Source organism: Methanomassiliicoccus luminyensis B10 (assembly GCF_000308215.1).
GTDB lineage: Archaea > Thermoplasmatota > Thermoplasmata > Methanomassiliicoccales > Methanomassiliicoccaceae > Methanomassiliicoccus > Methanomassiliicoccus luminyensis.
Genome location: NZ_CAJE01000012.1, coordinates 173,715 through 191,810 on the forward strand (window position 1 = coordinate 173,715; position 18,096 = coordinate 191,810).

Genomic DNA, 18,096 nt, shown 5'->3' on the forward strand with positions numbered 1-18,096 from the left:
TCTATGTATGGAAATTGACGCATTGGTTTATCTTATACCAATAGCGGGGATAATCGGTCTGCTCATCGCGGTCCTCCTTACCAGGATAGTCCTGAGGAAGGATACCGGCACCCCTGAAATGAAGGCCATAGGGGATGCCATCCGCGAGGGAGCGATGGCCTATTTGGCCCGCCAGTACAAGACGATCGCCGTGATTAGCGTGATCCTTGCTGTGATCATCGCTATCGCATTGAGGTGGGAGATCGCTGTCGCGTTCCTGTTGGGCGCGGGCTTCTCGTGCCTCTCCGGGTACATCGGGATGTATGTATCCGTAAACTCCAACATCCGGACCGCCAGCGGCGCGAGGAGGAGCCTCAACGAGGCCCTGCAGACCTCCTTCCGCGGCGGCGCCGTTTCCGGTCTCGCCGTGATCGCTTTGAGCCTTCTCGGCGTCGCGGGCATATTCTTCCTCTACCTCCTGTTCGTGGTTCCCGAGCCCCTCACCAGCCCGCTTGGGTATGGCTTGGAATCCTGGCATGTGGTGGAGACCCTGAACCTGGCCGTCGGGTATGCCTTCGGTGCATCCTTTGCTGCGCTGTTCGCCCAACTGGGCGGCGGCATCTACACCAAGGCCGCCGATGTCGGTGCTGACCTGGTCGGAAAGGTCGAGGCCGGCATCCCCGAGGACGATCCCCGGAACCCCGCTGTCATCGCTGACCTGGTCGGCGACAACGTGGGCGACTGCGCCGGCCGTGGTGCCGACCTGTTCGAGTCCACCGCCGCTGAGAACATCGGCGCCATGATCCTCGGTGCCGCCATCTTCGGCTTCACTGGGAACGCCAACTGGGTGTTCTTCCCTCTGGTGGTCATGGCCTTCTGCCTGCTGGCTTCCATCGTCGGCATATTCCTCGTCAAACTGAGGAATGAGAACGAAGAGCCCATGAGGGCCCTGAACCGCGGGTACTATGTCACCGCCGTCATCGCCGCGATAGGCATATACTTCCTGTCCGACTACATGCTGGGCACCTGGCACTTCTTCGTTTGCGCTGTCATCGGCATAATCCTGTCGATCGCCATCGTGTTCATCACCCAGTATTACACCTCGGGCAGCTACAGGCCCGTGCGCGAGATCGCTAGGAACTCCGAGACCGGCCCGGCCACCAATATCATCTCTGGCTTCTCCATCGGTCTCGAGACCACCGCTGCGCCGATCATCGCCATCGCGATCGCTCTCCTGTCCTCCTACTTCGTGGGGCAGGAAGCCGCCTACGCCCTGCTGACCAACCCCGGCGCCAACGAGGTCTTCATCTTCGGCCTGTTCGGCACCGCAGCAGCAACCATGGGTATGCTGGCCACCGCCGGATTCGTACTGGCCATGGATACTTTCGGGCCGATCACCGACAACGCCGGCGGCATCATAGAGATGTCCCAGCAGCCCGATGAGATCCGCAACAGGACCGACAAGCTCGACTCGGTCGGCAACACCACCAAGGCCCTCACCAAGGGATATGCTCTGGGGTCCGCAGCCCTCGCCGCGTTCCTGCTGTTCGCCGCCTTCTTCCAGGAGGTCGCGGTAAAGCTGAACCAGCCTCTGCTCGAGGTCTTCAGAGTCGACCTGGCCCAGCCCCCGGTGTTCGTTGCCGCCCTCATCGGCGGCATGCTGGTGTTCCTGTTCTCCTCCCTGGCCATCCGCGCTGTCGGCAACGCTGCCGGCGACATGATCAATGAGGTCAGGAGGCAGTTCAAGGAGAAGCCCGGCATTCTTGCCGGGACCGAGAAGCCGGACTACGCCCAGTGCGTGGACATCTCCACCAAGGGCGCCCTGAAGGCCATGATCCTGCCGGGCATCCTTCCGGTGGTCACACCCATCCTGGTCGGTCTTATCTGGCGCTTCGCCTACCCCGATGCGGCCGCTCAGATGTCGGTACAGGCGGTCGGCGGCTTCCTAATGGTCGCCACCATCACCGGTATCCTCATGGCCATCGTGCTCAACAACGGCGGCGGTGCCTGGGACAACGCCAAGAAATACATCGAGTCCGGGCACCACGGCGGGAAGAAGTCCCCCGCGCACGCTGCCGCTGTGGTCGGTGACACCGTCGGCGACCCCTTCAAGGACACCGCCGGTCCGTCCCTGCACGTGCTGGTCAAGCTGCTGTCCACCATAACATTGGTGTTCGCGAGCTTGTTCATCATAACGTGAGCTGGCCCAAACCCCCAAACCCTTTCACTTTTCCTTTTATCCAGCATCCGGAAAACGTCTATTTTCCAGCACCCTAGACTATAAATAAGGGTTTCCTCATCCCCAATTATCGTTCAGAGGATATGCCATGTATTTGCTTACAACGAAGGAGAAGGTCGTACGCATACCCCCAGAAAAACTGGGGGACGATCTCACTGACGTTATAAACCAGCTGAGCTGGGAGTCCTTCGAGGGCAGGATCGAGGGGAGCGATTCCCTCACCGTCCTGGTGTCCAAGATAGAGCCCCAGGGTCCTGGACGTATAGTCCACGGCGACGGCGCCATCTACCAGAAGGTCAAGTTCGACAGCCTGGTGTTCCGCCCCCAGCTCCAGGAGGTCATCGAAGGGACCGTAGTGGAGGTGCTGAAGTTCGGTGCCTTCGTCCGCTTCGGCCCGCTCGACGGTCTCCTTCACATCAGCCAGATAATGGACGACCGCATCGATATCGACCCTGACAACGGCCGCTTGATGGGCAAGGATACCAAGCGTGACCTCAAAGTCGGGGACAAGGTGCGGGCGCGCATAGTGGCCCTTAGCCTGAACGAGAGGAGCCCGCGCGAGTCCAAGATCGGCCTGACCATGAGACAGCCCGGACTGGGCAAGCTGGAGTGGATCGAGGAAGATCGGAATAAGGTGGCCGGGGGTTCCGCATGAAGGTACAAAGGGCCTGCAAGCACTGCAGCTACATCACCGAGGAAGACACCTGCCCGCTGTGCAGCAACCCGACGTCCAAGGACTGGCAGGGCTATGTCATCATCGTAGACCACACCCGGTCGGAGATAGCGCAACGGATGGGTATTCATGTCAACGGTAAGTTCGCCCTCAAGGTGCGCTGAACTAAGGTGCCCCAAGAATGGATGGGCTCTTCCGGATCATATGAGGGAGGAGCTGAGCACCGGTTTCGGTCACCTCGTCAAGCTCGAAGGGCTTGCCGCGGAGTTCGAAGGATGCGAGATGCTCATGGCGGTCGGAGACATGGTCTCTTTCACCCTGCTGGAGAACGGCTACAAGCCTAACCTGGTCATATACGACCTCAAGACCGAGCGGAAGCACTATACCCCTCTCGCTTCCAAGCTGGTCTCGCTCATCGGCGAGGACGTAGTGGTCAGGAACCCCGCGGGACAGATAACGGCCGAGCTGGTCCGTGCGATCAGCGAAGCATTGAACAGGAACGTTCCAACCAAGCTACGGGTCGAAGGGGAGGAGGACCTGGCCGCGCTGGCCTGCGCGGCGATGGCACCCCTGGGCTCCTGCTTGATGTACGGCGTCCCCGGAAAGGGGATGGCCCTGGTGAGGATCGACCAAGAGGTCGCAGGCCGAGCAAGATCAATGATATACGCGATGGAGGAATTGAATTGAACGTAGAAGTCGTCAGCAAGACCGAGAACAAACTTATGGACAGGGTCGAGGTCACATTCAAGGCCACCCACACCGGGGAGTCCACCCCTGCCAGGGACGCTGTCAGGACCTCCCTGGCCGGAGCCCTGAACGTCCAGAAGGAGAGGGTCGTGGTCTCGGAGATGCACTCCGAGTACGGCCTGGGCTCCACCGACGGCGCTGCCAAAGTGTACAGCTCCGCCGAGAGTGCCAGCAAGCATGAGCGCAACTACATGCTGGTGAGGAACGGCCTCGCCCAGAAGAAAGAGAAGAAGAAGGCGGCCCCCGCGGCCAAGAAGAAAAAGTGAGGTGACCTGAATGGCAGACGACAAGAAGAAGGCGGCCCCCGCGGCCAAGAAGGGCGCCGCGCCCAAGGAAGCGACCTCCAAGAAGAACTACTACGCCGTGGAAGGCGCCAAGCTGGAGAGGAAGAGGAAGAACTGCCCCAAGTGCGGACCCGGCGTATTCCTGGGCGAGCACAAGGACCGGACCACCTGCGGCAAGTGCGGGTACACCGAGTTCAAGGGCAAGAAGTAAACCCCTTTCACCAACCCCTTTCCAATTTATCTTTGTTTTTCTTGCGGTTCGAATCCCGACAGGTTCGCCCCTCCCGCCATAAAAAAACCGTGGACCGTCTACCAAAGTCTCGTATGGGGGACGCGGCCCCGTGCATGTTCAGGCCGTCGAGCACCATCGCCACGGTTCGTCGAACAGGAAATGCTGTCTTCTAGGACGTACTCGTGATTGCACTGATCCGCTGGCCCGGCCCGGGGAAGGGGCGGCCGCCATATTTGCCGCATTCACTCATGAATTTTTTGCGTATTTGCATTGAGATATCGACACGCGGCGCATCGTGTCGCATTAAGTTTATTATAGATGACACCTTGTCACATGACATCCTGTCATAGAAGGTTGACGTCTCTAAAACGAGGAACAACAATGAGAACACGGCTGCAGCATTTTATGTACGGGCGTTATGGGCAGGACGATCTGAATAGGGCCCTATTGATATTCGCAATAATTCTCTATGCGGTCTCCATATTCACGCGATTGACGATACTGACCTCTTTGGGCCTGGTATTGCTGGTGCTCTGCATATTTCGCATGTTCTCACGCAATGCGAGAGAACGGGCGCAGGAAAATTTCGCCTTTCTTGGCATGAAGGGAAAAATAGTGCAAAAGCTCAGATTGATTAAGACTTGGTTTCGACAGAGAAAAACCCACCGGTTCTACAAATGCCCTTCCTGCAAGCAAACACTGCGCGTTCCAAAAGGGAAAGGCAGGATCATTATCCGCTGCCCGAAATGCCAAATGTCATTTGAAAAGAAAAGTTGAAACGGGGTAGGAAAAAATGCCAACGCAAACTTTCTATAACCTGCCGGAAGAAAAAAGGCAGAAGCTGCTGGATGCCATTCATGAAGAATTTTCCCGCGTGCCTTTCGATGATGTATCCATTAACCAGATCATCAGGCTGGCAGGCATCCCCCGCGGCAGCTTCTACCAATATTTTGAGGACAAGCAAGACCTGCTTCAGTATCTAATGGCCGATTATCGGAAGGTGTTCAAGCAGCATGCTCTGGCAAGCCTTGAACGTACCGGCGGAAATCTATTTCAGATGCTGCTCGACATCTTTGATTTCACACATGCGTTTGTCACCGAAGAAAAGAACAATGCATTTTTTAAAAACCTCTTCTCTGACATTCGCGTAAATATTGATTTCTTGCATCAGCAGGCCGATGGGAATACTTATGATGATTTTTCTGCCGAACTGCTCCCCCATATCGATATGGATTCGCTCGATATCCGCAGCAAAGATGATTTCGGAAACATGCTGGGCATTCTATTGCCACTTACTGGGGAAGCCTTTGCCAGGGCCTTTTTTGACGTATCCAGTTATGAGCATGTCCGCGCACAGTACTCTGCACGGCTGGACCTGTTGAAGCGGGGGCTCCTGAAAGTGAAGGAGGCAGGCACATAAATGTTTGGATACGTCGCGGCAGATCTTCAGGCTCTCTCGGAGGAAGAAAGAGATCGGTACAGAAAACACTATTGCGGACTCTGCTATCAGCTGGATGCACGGTATGCCAGCGCTGGCCGGGCCAGCCTGACCTACGATATGACATTTCTTAACATATTGCTCTCATCTCTGTATGATCTCGAAGAAGTTCAGGGCAGCCAGCATTGTGTTTGCCACCCGCTGAAACAGCACCCGTACATTGTGACACCAGCTACCGTATATGCGGCAGATATCAGCATCCTGTTGGCCTACTACCAGTGCCTAGACGACTGGAACGATGATCATGATCCGGTAGCCAGAAAAAAGAACAAGGTACTCGAAAAATATCTGGGCAGTATAGAAGGTTCCAATCCTCGCCAGTATCAGGCAGTTACGGACAGCATGCGGCAGCTTGGGAGGATGGAGCAGGCCAATGAACTTAACCCGGACCTGCCCGCCAACTGCTTCGGGGAGCTGATGGGCACGTTGCTTGTCTGGCGGCAGGACGAATATGCCGACACGCTGTGGCATATGGGCGCGGCCCTCGGTCGTTTCATCTACTTACTGGACGCGGTGAACGATTTGAAGGCTGATATCAAAAAGCAGCGGTACAATCCGCTGGTGGCGCAGATGAACTCGGATTTTATGCCTGCGCTCACCATGATCATGGCCGAATGCACCGCCGAATTTGAGAGACTGCCCATCGAACGGGACCGGCGCATCCTGCAGGACCATCTGTACTCCGGCGTCTGGCAGAACTACCGGGTGCGGCGAAAGAGAGGGATGGATGCATAAGATGGACGACCCATACAATGTGCTGGGCCTAAGTTCCTCCGCGTCAGAGGAGGAAGTTACGAAAACCTATCGTAGGCTGGCCAAAAAATACCATCCGGACCTGAACCCGGGGGATAAAGCCGCTGAAAAAAAGATGCGTGAGATAAATGCGGCCTACGAGCAGATCAAAACACAGAAAACCGGTGGAACTTCATACGAGCGGCCCGACGGAAGCTACGGACCCCAGCAGCATACACAGCCTGGCGGGGGCTATACCTACCGGGGCAACGATCCCTTTGGCGGGTTTGATTTTGGGGGCTTCGGAGATATTTTCGGAGATATCTTTGGAAACGCGTGGCAACAGCAAACCAACGGTCAAGCCGGTCCTCCCACAATCCGGCAGGCCCGCAGCTATGTTCAGGTTCGCCAGTATCAGACCGCTCTGCGCATACTCTCACAAATATCGGAGCGTGACGCTGAATGGTATTACCTTAGCGCCGTTGTCAATGCCGGGGTCGGCAACCGGGTCACGGCGCTCAATCACGCAAAAGATGCAGTGCGGATGGAGCCGAACAATTCAGAGTACCAGCAGCTGTTGAACCAGTTCCAGCAGGGCAGCTTTACATACCAACAGAACGGGCAAAATCAAGGATTCAACATGCAGAAAATGGGCCGCAGCATTCTGCAGGTCATGCTTGCACAGATGGCTTGCATATTTTGCTGCCATGAGGGCTGCTGAAGCGTACATCGCTGTGCACCACAATAGTGGAGGACTCACAATATGGGAAAAATTATCGGGATCGATCTTGGCACCACCAATTCCTGCGTGGCGGTCATGGAGGGCGGAAAGGCAGTCATCATACCAAGTGCCGAGGGAGGCCGCACCACACCGTCTGTGGTCGCCTTTGCACAAAGCGGTCAGCGCCTGGTGGGGCAGGCAGCGGTGCGGCAGGCAGTAGCCAACGCAGAACGTACAATTACTTCCATCAAACGGGAGATGGGGTCTGCCTACGAGATAAAAATTGATGGGAAGACCTTCACCCCGCCGGAGATATCGGCCATGGTGCTGGGCAAGTTGAAAAAAGATGCGGAGGCATATCTTGGCGAGGCGGTGAACGAGGCAGTAATCACAGTTCCCGCCTATTTTACCGATGCCCAGCGTCAGGCAACCAAGGATGCTGGCACTATTGCCGGGCTGGAGGTGCGGCGCATCATCAACGAGCCCACGGCTGCGGCACTGGCATATGGTGCGGATAAAGAGGAAAACCGGAAGGTGCTGGTGTTCGATCTCGGAGGCGGCACCTTTGATGTGTCGGTGCTAGATATTAAGGACGGCGTGATCGAGGTGGTCGCCACGGCGGGGAACAACCGTTTAGGCGGTGATGATTTTGACGCCTGCATCGTGGAATGGCTTGTAGCTGAATTCGAAAGGGAACACCGGGTGAACCTGTCCGGGCAGCTTACCGCAATGATTCGTTTGAGAGAGGCTGCCGAGCAGGCAAAAAAAGAACTGTCTTCCGCCAAAAATGCTACTATCAGTCTACCTTATCTCTCCGAATCCAAAGGGACACCTCTGCATCTGAACCTTACCCTTTCACGGGCCAAGTTTGACGAATTGACCGCCCATCTGGTGAAAGCCATGGCCGCACCGGTGCAGCAGGCTATGGGCGACGCGCATATCTCAAAGGACAACATCGGCAAGGTCCTGCTGGTAGGCGGCGCCACGCGCATGCCCGCCGTACAGGAGCAGGTGAAAAACATTACCGGCAAGGACGGCTTCAAAGGGATCGACCCCGACGAGTGCGTCGCCATGGGAGCAGCGTTGCAGGGCGGCGTTATGATCGGCGAGGTCAACGGGCTACTTCTTCTGGACGTGACGCCGCTGTCTCTTGGCATTGAGACCGTGGGCGATGTTTGCACTCATGTGATCGAGCGCAACACCACGATCCCCATATCCAAAAGCCAAGTGTTCACCACGGCGGCCAACTTTCAGCCTTCAGTTGAGGTCCATGTACTGCAGGGCGAGCGCCCGCGGGCCAGCCAGAATAAGACGTTGGGCAAGTTCAGGCTCAAGGGAATCCAAAAGGCAATGGCGGGGGTGCCTCAGATCGAGGTGACTTTCACCATCGATGTCAACGGCATCGTACATGTTGCCGCAAAGGACCTGAAAACCGGAAGGGCCCAGGACATCACTATCGAATCGTCCTCCAATATGAGCGATGAGGATATTCAGAACGCGATTCGGGACGCCCAGCAGTATGCTGCCGATGACGATAAGTTCCGTCAGGCAACCGAGGCGCGCGGACAACTGCAAAGGCTGCTGGGACAGGCTGACGAATTAGAAAACCAGGCAAAAAGCAAGGATAAGCAAGCCTATAAAGCGATGAAGGAAGCGCTGAGCGGACCGATAAAAACTGCGAAAAAGGCCTTGGGGAGCAAGAACCCGGATGAGGTAATGTCGGCGTGCGATGCGTTGGAGACCGCCATGGGACCATATAGGAACGGCGATGAAAATTGATCCATATGCACGTTAGCCATTACAAGACGGCATGATGATGAACAGCTTGCCATGGAAAAGAAAATAGGCTCGCTTTGCAGCGGAGGTTTACGCGCAGGAACGGCATAAGCGCAGCGCAGCAAGTTTTCGGCAGGTTCGCCCCTTCCCGCCATATTATATCAACGGATTCTCTACCAAGGGCGACGAGCATGAAGGTCGGGTTCATCGGCTACGGTAACATGGGCAGCACTATGGTGAGGAGCTTCCTGTCCTCGGGGGCGCTGGCGCCGAGCCAGGCCATCGTTGCCTCCCGCAGGAAGGAGGCGAGGGACGAGATCCGGGGGTCCTTCCCCGGCATCGAGGCCACCGATTCCAATAAGCACGCCGCGAGGGAGAGCGATGTCCTGCTGCTCAGCGTCCGCAGCGATGAGGTCAGGGCCGTCCTGGACGAGATCGCCGGGGACCTCCGACCGGACGCGCACGTCATCTCTGTCAACGACGGCGTTACATTGAAGGATATAGGATCGATCTTCTCGGGCAAGGCCACCAAGGTGATGCCCCCGATCACTATGGAGGTGGGCCGCGGCGTCACGCTGGTCTGCCACAATGACAAGGTGCGCGAACCGGACAAGGCGGCGGTCCGCTCGCTTTTCGGGAGGGTGAGCGTGGTGAAGGAGATCCCCGAAGGCCGGTTCGAGGTGGCCGGGGACCTCACCAGCAGTGCCCCGGCCTACGTCGCGGCGTTCATCGAGCTGTTCGCCGAAGGCGCGTGCAGAAGCGGCGGGATCGGGCGCGAGGAAGCGGTCGAGCTCGCGACGGAGACGCTCTTCGCCACCGCCGGGCTGATGGAGGCCCAAAAGCTTGACGCGGCCACTCTGGTGAGCAAGGTGGCCACGCCGGGCGGTATCACTGAGCAGGGCGTCGATGTGCTCGAAGCGGAGATGCCCCACGTCATTGACCGGCTGTTCCGCGAGACCGGGGAGCGGCACGAGCGGGCCAAGGAAGCCGTCCGCAGGCAGTTCGACGCCTGACCTCGTGGCATGGCCACATGTTCGACAAACTTTATTAGTCCCTTCTCTATCTGAGCCATGGGCTTGTAGTGTAGCTTGGATATCACCGAGGCCTCCGGTGGACCTCCACGGTCCAGGGAAAGCCTCAGACTCGGGTTCGAATCCCGACAGGCCCGCTTTTACAATATTCTGGATGTCAACCTTATTGCTCCAGCGGCATTCTTTCGATTATTTCAAGTTCACGTTTCATCGCCGGTTCGGTCTTTCAAATGATCGAGAGGTCCGATCCCCTATGCAGATATATTGGAAGATAAATTGACAGGATGCGTCTATGAATGATTTGTGAATATAATCTCAGACCCTAGGCGGAGCCTTGCGGAGTTCACCGCTCAGCGCATATATCATCACCTGGGACTTATCTGCATCCTTCAGATAGCATAATGGCCTTAAATATATCTCAATGGTAGATAAATATATCTTACATCTAAGATACCAATCTATGCCAGTCCCCTCTTCTTTTTCACAACCTCGTCCACCGGCTTGCCGTATGGGCACGCGAGGTTGCAGATGGTGCACTCCATGAACCCGCGCTCGGTGATTTGCCTGATGTGCTTCAGGTGCGCTGGCGTGATGTCCCTATCCATTTCGTGCGACACCACGCACTTCGCATAGTCGACCTTCTTCCCCGGCTCCATGCCCTGCGACGGCCCCGGAACGATGGCCTGATATGGGCATGATCTGACGCACAGCGACGCCTTCTGGCAAAGCGGCTGCTCGGCGCACAGGTCCTTCGCGAACGGTTGGTCCGGTTCGAGATCGGCATCGGTGAGAACGACCAGCCACCGGACCCGCGGCCCGTACTGAGGAGTGACGACCTGGGTGTTGTGGCCTATGAACCCCAGCCCCGCCAGCGTCGCCGCGATCTTCGCTTGCACAGTGTGTGTCGGCATGGCACTGATTCCCAGTTCCTTCCTGGCCCGCTCGACGAAGCGCCATCCCCGGGTCTCCAGGACCTCATAGTACAGGTTCAGGTAGTCGGTGGCACCGCCGCTGAAGTCCCCCGCGCTGGCGGCCGCCACGGCCGAGTTCATGGCCTCGTCCCAGATGACCATGCCCATGACGATGGCGGAGCGGGCGTCCTTCATGACCTCGGACGGCCTCATGAGCCCTCGCCCATCGGGGAATGGAGCGGACTCCAGTCTCTCGAGGTCAGATACGCCGAACAGCTGGAAGCCGCTTTCCGCCGCGATCTTCCGGATATCCTCTTTCAACGATGACATGTGCTTCGCCTGCGGAAGGATATCGCTCCCGTGCTGTATATAAGATTTCAAGGATCCCGCCGATTGTCGGCGAGCTCGATCCTCTAATGCAAAGAATGGGAAAGGGGTTGAAAAGGGTTTTACTCGCCGACCGCATCGTCGCCCTTGGGAGGGGTGATCTCGTGATACTCCTCCACGCTCTTCAGGGGGACGCTCCTGATGAACACGCTGGTGACCAGCGCGAGGATCGTGATGATCGCCCCTATGAAGAACATGTAGGTGATGCTGTCGCTCAAGGCCATTCGAATGATCTCTAAGATCGGCTCTGGTATTGCGGCCGCACCAGGCGACATCAGCAGGTTCCCCAGCTGGGAGACATCAGTGGTCGGCAGCGCGGCTATGGCCTCCGCAGAGAGGTTCCTGTTGAGTTCGTCCACCATGCGGTGGTTGACGATGGTCCCGAGGATGGTCACGCCGACGGTCCCGCCGATGCTCCTGAACAGGCTCATCGATGAGGAGACCACGCCCATGTCCTTCTTGGGCATGACGTTCTGCGCGGCCACGATGACGTTGGACATCACGCAGCCCATGCCGGCGCCGACGATGACCAGGTACGCCATGGCCTCCACCTGCGAGCTACCGGCGTGCAGCGTGGACAGCAGGAACAGGCCTAGCGCGGCGATGGGCGGTCCCGCGATAAGCCAGGGCTTGTAGCCGGTGCGCTTCAGCAGGAACCCGCTGGGTACGGTGGTGAGCATCGAGCCGAGCATCAGAGGGATCAGGCTCTCCCCGCTGTTGGTGGCACTCATCCCTATGACCGCCTGCAGGAACAGGGGCAGGAATGTGATAACGCCGAACATCCCGAAGGCTATGATCACGAGGCTCGCGCTGCCCAAGGTGAATATGGGCTCCTTGAACAGCCCCAGCGGCAGGAGGGGGTCCTTGGCCTTCCTCTCCACCAGTATGAAAGCTATCAGGGAGACGACCGCGATCACGCTCATGCCGATTATCTCCACGCTGTCCCAGGCGTAGGTGCTGCCTCCCCAGGTCACCACCAGGAGCGCCGGGGCCAGACAGGCCATTAGTGTGACCATGCCAAGATAGTCGACGGGCTGAGGGTTGTCGTTAATGAACTTGGGGAACCTCAGCGAGGTAACGGCGATGGCCGCTATGCCTACCGGGATGTTCACGTAGAATACCCAGCGCCAGTCCATGTGGTCGACGATAAATCCGCCGATGAACGGGCCGATGATGCTGGATATGGCGAATATAGCTCCCAGCAATCCTTGGATCTTGCCCCTTTCCTCCGGAGCGTACAGGTCCGCCACCGCGGCCATGGACACTGGCATCATAGCGCCGCCGCCCAGTCCCTGGATGAACCTGGTGAGGATCAGGAACTCCATCGATGTTGACAGACCTGCCAGGATCGAACCGGCCAGGAATACCAGCATGCCGGCCAGGAACACGGGTTTTCTGCCGATTCGGTCCGACATCTTGCCGGCGATCGGTATGGTTATGGTCTCCGCGAGCATGAATGCGGTGACCAGCCACGAGAACAGGCTCATGCCGCCAAGCTCGGCGACGATCTTGGGCATGGCAGTGCCGACAATGGTCTGGTCCAGACTTGCCAGTAGCATGCCGAGCCCAAGGCCCAACATTATGAAGGTGCGGGTACGGCTCTTGGTGTAGTTGCTGTCCGTTGCGCCGTCCTTCTGGTCTACGGCTTTGTTCTTATTCTTTCTTCCGAACATATTTGCACCGTTTAATTCTGGCAATTTGCAGCCCTCCGGCTACATGCCGGAGCAAAGGACTCTCTGATCGCGTCCAACGATCCAGGCTTAGCTCCCAGGATCCTCTCCATGAGGTCCAAGGCTATCTCGGCCTCACGATCGGGCGCTCTCGGCTGGGGGTTCTGGCGGAAAATCTCCGTCATTGCGCTCATCACTGCCTCCAGGGCGACGGAGGTCTCTCGTGGATATTTCACGCTGAAGACGCCCTCTTCGACCCCCTGGATGATTATCTGCTCGATCGCGGGCACCATGAACTCCCTGCCGCGCTTCTCCATCAGGTGGTGGAACGCCCGGTTCCGCTCCTTGTGGAAGTAGGCGATGAGGGTCCGGGAACGTGAGCTAATATCTGAATTTGCCGGAAGGAGCACCATGAACCGCTCGACGGCGGTGAGCCCCTTCTTCTCCATCGCCGCGGATATTGACGACAGCACCTCGTCGACGAGGCGCTCCGATATGGTCATCAAAAGGTCCTCTTTAGAATCAAAGTAATAGTAGAACAGCCCCTTCGCTACGCCCATCCGGCCTACGATGTCGTCGACCGTGGTGTTCTCGAACCCCTTCTCCAAGAACAGCTCCTCGGAGATGGTGATGAACTCGTTCCTTCTTTCTGCTGGCTTCTTGTTGCTCTTAACCACGGTAATCACGACTGACGGTCGGTCAGCATATTTCACTATATATTATTTGTGCTAGTACAAACTGATTGCATAAATAGATGGTAACGGCTGGCGAGATCCCATGCTCCGGCGGTCAGGAACCTGTCTCGGGCCCCGAAGGGGGATGGAGCGTAAGAATCAATCCGGCCAATTTCAAATCCTCAAAAGCAAGTAGTGCCAACTATCAGGCGATCTCATCAAGTACGCTCTCGTGAAGGCATTCCGTGAGATCGTTTGAAGGCGCTTCCGCACCCCTTTAGCCAAGGGGGAGAGCTACTACGGCGCGTGTCGCCACTGCTCATGTCGACCAGTTGATCCCCTCAGCTTTTTCTATTATACAGACACGATCAGTCGTTCGTTGGTACATTCCAGGATTATCATCCCAGTCATGATGTCCTTCTTCTCGATGCTGTGGTCCATACCATTAAGGGCGCCCTCGATGAACTTGCTCAACATCTCGGTCTCTTTCGAAGATATGGTCCCTGAAATGCATATCAGCATTATGCTGCCTTTCTCTTCTTTGACCTCGACTTCGTTCAGGTCCCATCCCATCGATTCCAGAAATAGCTTGAATACGGTCAAGGGGTCGTCGAAAGTCCTGTTTATGTACGTTCCGTGCCATCTTCCGCACTCATACCATTGCTCCAGCAGTTTCTCCCTTTCTTGATCGTCCACGACCAAGTCCATAAACTGTACAAAGATGGATCTAGGGACGATCACTTCTCCAAAATTTCTCTGTGTCTGAAGGATCTGAAGCATCTCTTTTAGCTTACTCGGAGTGCATCCTAGATCGTTCGCTTTGATGATCCCGGTCAATGCTTCTTGCAGAAACCGGCCGACCGACATGCCCTCTTTCTTCGCCGCAGTCTCCATTTTTTGAAGAATATCTTCCGAAACGTAGATGAGCCTTTTCCCCTTGCTGCTGTCCATATTATTCCCCATCTTCCCCCTCTTCAATCGCTCTCAGGCATATATTACCTGCCGTGATATCGCTCTCTATCTTATTATATCCATAGGCGTTCAGGATTCCCTCCAAAAACTTCCCGTACAGGATGGTATGGCTCTCGGAAATTTTTGACACCGACACATTCACGGACAATTCTCCAGACGTCCTCTCCGCGATCATGGGGGGAACGTGCCAAGCGAAGTCCTCATAGTCCGCTATTATCGACATTATGGGGTCGGCAGCGCCATTGGATGCATAACGCTTGGCCAATAGTGTCCCCGCTTCGGACCAGCGTTCGATGGCTTTGTTCTTATTGCTGCTATATCCGAGCTCAATCATGTCATACCATAGGCGCTCCGGACAAAGTATGAACCCAGCCTTTTTGGCCCTGCTCACCAGCTCCCGCTTCTCGATAAGGATTTGGAGGTTCATACCATCCTCTTCTGCTTGAATGGCTGCCTTGAACAGATCGTTGACGTAATCATACAGCGTGAATCCCCTTTGTTTCGCGATCCTGCTCATCTGATCGATCAGGTCTTCGCGCGCTGCGAAAGTCTTCCTTCTAATCTTCCCTTCTGTCAGTCCAATCACCCGGTCAATAGTGTAGTGTATGATTTCCGCGTTCTTGTTCAGTCTGGATATGAAAAAAATACTTTTATAAAAAGAAAATAGGGGGCGGTCCCCCCAAGTGTTTCATCCAGCCAGCTTTCTGGTAAAGATCACTACGCAAACGATGGATGATATGGCTGCGATCACGGCCATGATCGCGGCGATCCATGCAGGCGTAGCGTCTATGGTGACCTCTGTCTCTCCAGCAGCTATGTCGGATGTCTGGCCATAGATGGTCGAAATGTTAGTCTTCATCGTGCCGATGTCGGTCTTGATGGTCGCGACACCGTTCTCGATGGAACTTATCTCTCCGTCTATTGTGCCGATGGCGGTCTTGATCTCCACCAGCTTACCGTCAACAGCAACGATCTTGGCGTCAAGGTCCTCAAGGCTGCTCTCAATCGGTCCCAGAGCGGTCTGGATGGTCGCCTCCAGGCCGTTGATGTCAACGATCTTGGCGTCAAGGTCCTCGAAGCTCATCTCGATAGTTCCCAAGATGGTCTCGACAGAGAGCTCCAGATTATCGTTGACACCGACGATCTTGGCGTCAAGGTCCTCAAGGCTGCTCTCAATCGGTCCCAGGGCGGTCTGGATGGTCGCCTCCAGGCCGTTGATGTCAACGATCTTGGCGTCCAGTGCTTCCAGTAGCGCGGTCAGATCGGTCCCGAGGTCACCTATCATCTTACCCAGGTCGGCAAGGTTGTTCAAGACGATGACGTCCTGCGATGCGCTGAGCCCTCCGGCAACCAGTTCTATATTGTACGTGCCGGTCTCCAGGATTGGCAGTACGAAACCTGGCTTGGCCACTACATTCCATTGCGAGACCAGTGTACCATTGCTGTCGAAACTCCAAACCGTAAAATGATTGTTCGTCCCGAATAATGCATCGGTACCGTCGATCAAGAGGGCATCTACCCCATATGTTTGCTGGGGATATCCGGTCGCCACGATGGTTTCCACGGAGGGACCGATCACTATTGACGGAGCTATAGCAATGCCCGGCATTACCGTGAACTCCGAGGTCGACACCGCTATCGAGTCATCGGCAGTTATAGTGTATGTACCGTTGGGCGCGGTGGGGAATATAAACGACACTACGAACGCGCCCTCATCGCTCACCGAGAAGTTATGCACGACACGGTACGGCCCCCATGATATGCCTGGGGTGGAGGCGGAGACCGTCACATTCACCTTCGAGTTCGCGGCGAAACCGTTTCCACTAACAGTCACCTGCGTTCCGAGGGAGCCATAGGTGCTACCCTGGGCCACGATCACATTGTCAATGGTCTCAAAGGTGGTCGTCGGACCAACGGTGCCGCTGGTTTGATCGATCGAGATGTATGAGCCAACGGTAATTGTGGTCGATGCGCTATCGCCAGACGCAGCGGTCGCTGTTATGGTATGTTGACCAACCTCCGCATTCCCCATAGTGAAAGTCGCTATGAAGGATCCAGAAGCACCAGTGACGACCGTTTTCTGAAGCACCCCATCGAGCTTAATGTCTACACTAACGCCTCTATCAAAGCCGTGCCCGGTCACCGTTACGTCCGCTCCGACATTGACGGATATGGGGGTCGCCTCTATCCAGAGACCTACATAATATGTGCCAACGCATTCATATTTCAGCTCCGATGTGCCGGAAGGTAGGTCTTTGTTGTATTTGATCCATACTTCATACACTCCTCCGACAGGGAACCCTGCCACACTCACGTCTTCGATAGTAAAGTTGCCAAACTGGGGGTTGATGTCGGTGCGCTCATGAATTGTATTGACCACAGTAGTGCCGTTCCTGAACTCGATAGAGTTCGCTAGGACCTCTCCGTTCTGTGTAAAGCCGGCACCGTTTACCGTCAAAATTCCTGCCTTACCGGCCTTGAACGTACCTGGCTCTATGCTGACACCGGGTTTTACATCGAACGAAGCCGTGGCGCTAATGGTACTTCCCTGAATGTTCTGAGTACCATTCAATTCATAGGTGCCCTCCCAGATGTCTGGGACTTCAAAGGTTATTGAAACACTCCCCTTGTCGTTGGGCTGAGGGGTGGCCGAACCGATTGAAGTTGAGCCATCGGCACGTGTAAGCTTAAAGTCAACCCTTTCACCGATCTTGTACCCAGTACCGGTGAGTGTAACGGTTTTTTCGCTTACCGAATAAGGCGCTCCCTCCGTCGGCTCGACGGTGAGATGCGGTACGACCGTCCCATCCCATTGTTCCAAAATCGCTCCACTGCCCGCATCCGCAACTATGAACGAAATCGGCCCATATTCGCGAATTGGAACCTCGATCGAGTAGGTGTAGCGCCCGTTCACATCTGCCTTTATGGTCGCAACATAGTTTTCATCAGACGGACCTACTTGATCTATATAGACATTCAGGGTTTCGCCGCTCTGGGCAGTATTGTCGGAAAGGGTCACGACCTCCCCTACATTCACATTTCCTAACTGATTCTGAATAGGAGCTGCGCTAATACCAGGTGCGAAAATGGTGAACGCCGCGCCCACCATCATGCACGCCATTAGGAAGCTCAATATTCTGTTTCCATTTTTCATTCATTCATTCTCCTGATTTTTATTAAATGATTTGAAGAGATGAACCTCTGGCGCATTATATATCTGGTGTACACAATAAATATGATTATATGCACAGCCGCTTCGAGCAGCGCATACGGTGTGCACAGAATGCGGAGGTTGTGCACAGCGGTTCCAATCAGCGATGCTGCTTCTGATCGAGCTAGCGACAGGTCCTTGGCCAGGCCCGTTCGGATATGCGCGTGCTATTTGACAATGGCCAGCCCTGCGGTTCGTAATCATCATCCTGATGCTCGGTTCACGGCGGCTCAGGGCGCCACTCGCTGCAGCACCGGCAGCGATGGTCCGGGGAGGACGATACATGGATAGGGTTTTGACCGCATTCGTGCGCCTCTCACGGGCGTCATTTCGAGACGCATCGTCGAATTGGCTCATGG

The 18,096-nt window shown here is 55.9% G+C and carries 17 protein-coding genes and 1 tRNA gene; 12 read left to right on the forward strand and 6 right to left on the reverse strand.

The genetic code is table 11. From position 1 onward, the window contains the following. Positions 1-7 precede the first annotated feature (7 nt). The 12 genes from WYS_RS03740 to WYS_RS03800 all read left to right on the forward strand — a co-directional run bounded on the left by WYS_RS03740 (position 8) and on the right by WYS_RS03800 (position 10,049). Positions 8-2,179, forward strand: coding sequence for a sodium-translocating pyrophosphatase (locus tag WYS_RS03740; protein ID WP_019176822.1), 2,172 nt, complete (start codon positions 8-10; stop codon positions 2,177-2,179). Positions 2,180-2,306: 127 nt separating this feature from the next. After that, entirely contained in the window at positions 2,307-2,873 is a 567-nt protein-coding gene (locus tag WYS_RS03745; RefSeq protein ID WP_019176823.1) for a DNA-directed RNA polymerase, read from the forward strand. Then, positions 2,870-3,055 (forward strand): transcription elongation factor subunit Spt4, encoded by a 186-nt coding sequence (gene spt4, locus WYS_RS03750; protein WP_019176824.1) that lies wholly within the window; start codon positions 2,870-2,872, stop codon positions 3,053-3,055. The genes WYS_RS03745 and spt4 overlap by 4 nt, the downstream gene beginning before the upstream one ends. Positions 3,056-3,095: 40 nt before the next feature. After that, positions 3,096-3,578 (forward strand): DUF359 domain-containing protein, encoded by a 483-nt coding sequence (locus tag WYS_RS14240; RefSeq protein WP_019176825.1) that lies wholly within the window; start codon positions 3,096-3,098, stop codon positions 3,576-3,578. Beyond that, positions 3,575-3,904: a 30S ribosomal protein S24e gene (locus WYS_RS03760; protein ID WP_019176826.1), complete on the forward strand. Its 330-nt coding sequence runs from the start codon at positions 3,575-3,577 to the stop codon at positions 3,902-3,904. The genes WYS_RS14240 and WYS_RS03760 overlap by 4 nt, the downstream gene beginning before the upstream one ends. A 10-nt stretch (positions 3,905-3,914) precedes the next feature. After that, positions 3,915-4,133: a 30S ribosomal protein S27ae gene (locus WYS_RS03765; RefSeq protein WP_019176827.1), complete on the forward strand. Its 219-nt coding sequence runs from the start codon at positions 3,915-3,917 to the stop codon at positions 4,131-4,133. Between the two features lie 814 nt (positions 4,134-4,947). Then, positions 4,948-5,574 (forward strand): TetR family transcriptional regulator, encoded by a 627-nt coding sequence (locus WYS_RS03775; RefSeq protein ID WP_019176829.1) that lies wholly within the window; start codon positions 4,948-4,950, stop codon positions 5,572-5,574. Beyond that, positions 5,575-6,387 carry a DUF5685 family protein gene (locus WYS_RS03780; protein WP_019176830.1) on the forward strand — a complete coding sequence of 271 codons (813 nt, stop codon included), beginning with the start codon at positions 5,575-5,577 and terminating at the stop codon, positions 6,385-6,387. A gap of 1 nt (position 6,388) precedes the next feature. Continuing rightward, the gene (locus tag WYS_RS03785) at positions 6,389-7,105 is read left to right on the forward strand and encodes a DnaJ domain-containing protein (RefSeq protein WP_147654412.1); all 717 of its coding nucleotides are present in this window, start codon (positions 6,389-6,391) and stop codon (positions 7,103-7,105) included. Between the two features lie 42 nt (positions 7,106-7,147). Next, complete coding sequence (gene dnaK, locus WYS_RS03790; protein WP_019176832.1) at positions 7,148-8,884, forward strand: molecular chaperone DnaK; 1,737 nt, start codon at positions 7,148-7,150, stop codon at positions 8,882-8,884. A 188-nt stretch (positions 8,885-9,072) separates the two neighbouring features. Then, positions 9,073-9,894: a pyrroline-5-carboxylate reductase family protein gene (locus WYS_RS03795; RefSeq protein WP_019176833.1), complete on the forward strand. Its 822-nt coding sequence runs from the start codon at positions 9,073-9,075 to the stop codon at positions 9,892-9,894. 59 nt (positions 9,895-9,953) lie between these two features. After that, a tRNA-Arg gene (locus tag WYS_RS03800) sits at positions 9,954-10,049 on the forward strand. Positions 10,050-10,370: 321 nt separating this feature from the next. Here WYS_RS03800 and WYS_RS03805 read toward each other — a convergent pair. The 6 genes from WYS_RS03805 to WYS_RS03830 all read right to left on the reverse strand — a co-directional run bounded on the left by WYS_RS03805 (position 10,371) and on the right by WYS_RS03830 (position 17,680). Next, on the reverse strand, positions 10,371-11,153 hold the full coding sequence (locus WYS_RS03805; protein WP_049796241.1) for a 4Fe-4S double cluster binding domain-containing protein: 783 nt from the start codon (positions 11,151-11,153) through the stop codon (positions 10,371-10,373). 119 nt (positions 11,154-11,272) lie between these two features. Further along, the gene (locus tag WYS_RS03810; RefSeq protein ID WP_019176835.1) at positions 11,273-12,883 is read right to left on the reverse strand and encodes an MDR family MFS transporter; all 1,611 of its coding nucleotides are present in this window, start codon (positions 12,881-12,883) and stop codon (positions 11,273-11,275) included. Between the two features lie 11 nt (positions 12,884-12,894). Beyond that, positions 12,895-13,566, reverse strand: coding sequence for a TetR/AcrR family transcriptional regulator (locus tag WYS_RS03815; RefSeq protein ID WP_019176836.1), 672 nt, complete (start codon positions 13,564-13,566; stop codon positions 12,895-12,897). A 342-nt stretch (positions 13,567-13,908) separates the two neighbouring features. After that, positions 13,909-14,532: a hypothetical protein gene (locus tag WYS_RS03820; protein WP_147654413.1), complete on the reverse strand. Its 624-nt coding sequence runs from the start codon at positions 14,530-14,532 to the stop codon at positions 13,909-13,911. After that, on the reverse strand, positions 14,507-15,043 hold the full coding sequence (locus tag WYS_RS03825) for a hypothetical protein (RefSeq protein ID WP_147654414.1): 537 nt from the start codon (positions 15,041-15,043) through the stop codon (positions 14,507-14,509). The genes WYS_RS03820 and WYS_RS03825 overlap by 26 nt, the downstream gene beginning before the upstream one ends. 171 nt (positions 15,044-15,214) lie before the next feature. Next, positions 15,215-17,680, reverse strand: coding sequence for a hypothetical protein (locus WYS_RS03830; protein ID WP_019176839.1), 2,466 nt, complete (start codon positions 17,678-17,680; stop codon positions 15,215-15,217). Between the last annotated feature and the right edge of the window lie 416 nt (positions 17,681-18,096).

Bases quoted from the DNA above. Each gene is read 5' to 3' on its own strand.
- WYS_RS03740 (WP_019176822.1), top strand. From the start codon at position 8: ATGGAAATTGACGCATTGGTTTATCTTATACCAATAGCGGGGATAATC.
- WYS_RS03745 (WP_019176823.1), top strand. From the start codon at position 2,307: ATGTATTTGCTTACAACGAAGGAGAAGGTCGTACGCATACCCCCAGAA.
- spt4 (WP_019176824.1), top strand. From the start codon at position 2,870: ATGAAGGTACAAAGGGCCTGCAAGCACTGCAGCTACATCACCGAGGAA.
- WYS_RS14240 (WP_019176825.1), top strand. From the start codon at position 3,096: ATGAGGGAGGAGCTGAGCACCGGTTTCGGTCACCTCGTCAAGCTCGAA.
- WYS_RS03765 (WP_019176827.1), top strand. From the start codon at position 3,915: ATGGCAGACGACAAGAAGAAGGCGGCCCCCGCGGCCAAGAAGGGCGCC.
- WYS_RS03775 (WP_019176829.1), top strand. From the start codon at position 4,948: ATGCCAACGCAAACTTTCTATAACCTGCCGGAAGAAAAAAGGCAGAAG.
- WYS_RS03780 (WP_019176830.1), top strand. From the start codon at position 5,575: ATGTTTGGATACGTCGCGGCAGATCTTCAGGCTCTCTCGGAGGAAGAA.
- WYS_RS03785 (WP_147654412.1), top strand. From the start codon at position 6,389: ATGGACGACCCATACAATGTGCTGGGCCTAAGTTCCTCCGCGTCAGAG.
- dnaK (WP_019176832.1), top strand. From the start codon at position 7,148: ATGGGAAAAATTATCGGGATCGATCTTGGCACCACCAATTCCTGCGTG.
- WYS_RS03795 (WP_019176833.1), top strand. From the start codon at position 9,073: ATGAAGGTCGGGTTCATCGGCTACGGTAACATGGGCAGCACTATGGTG.
- WYS_RS03805 (WP_049796241.1), bottom strand. From the start codon at position 11,153: ATGTCATCGTTGAAAGAGGATATCCGGAAGATCGCGGCGGAAAGCGGC.
- WYS_RS03810 (WP_019176835.1), bottom strand. From the start codon at position 12,883: ATGTTCGGAAGAAAGAATAAGAACAAAGCCGTAGACCAGAAGGACGGC.
- WYS_RS03825 (WP_147654414.1), bottom strand. From the start codon at position 15,043: ATGAGCAGGATCGCGAAACAAAGGGGATTCACGCTGTATGATTACGTC.
- WYS_RS03830 (WP_019176839.1), bottom strand. From the start codon at position 17,680: ATGAAAAATGGAAACAGAATATTGAGCTTCCTAATGGCGTGCATGATG.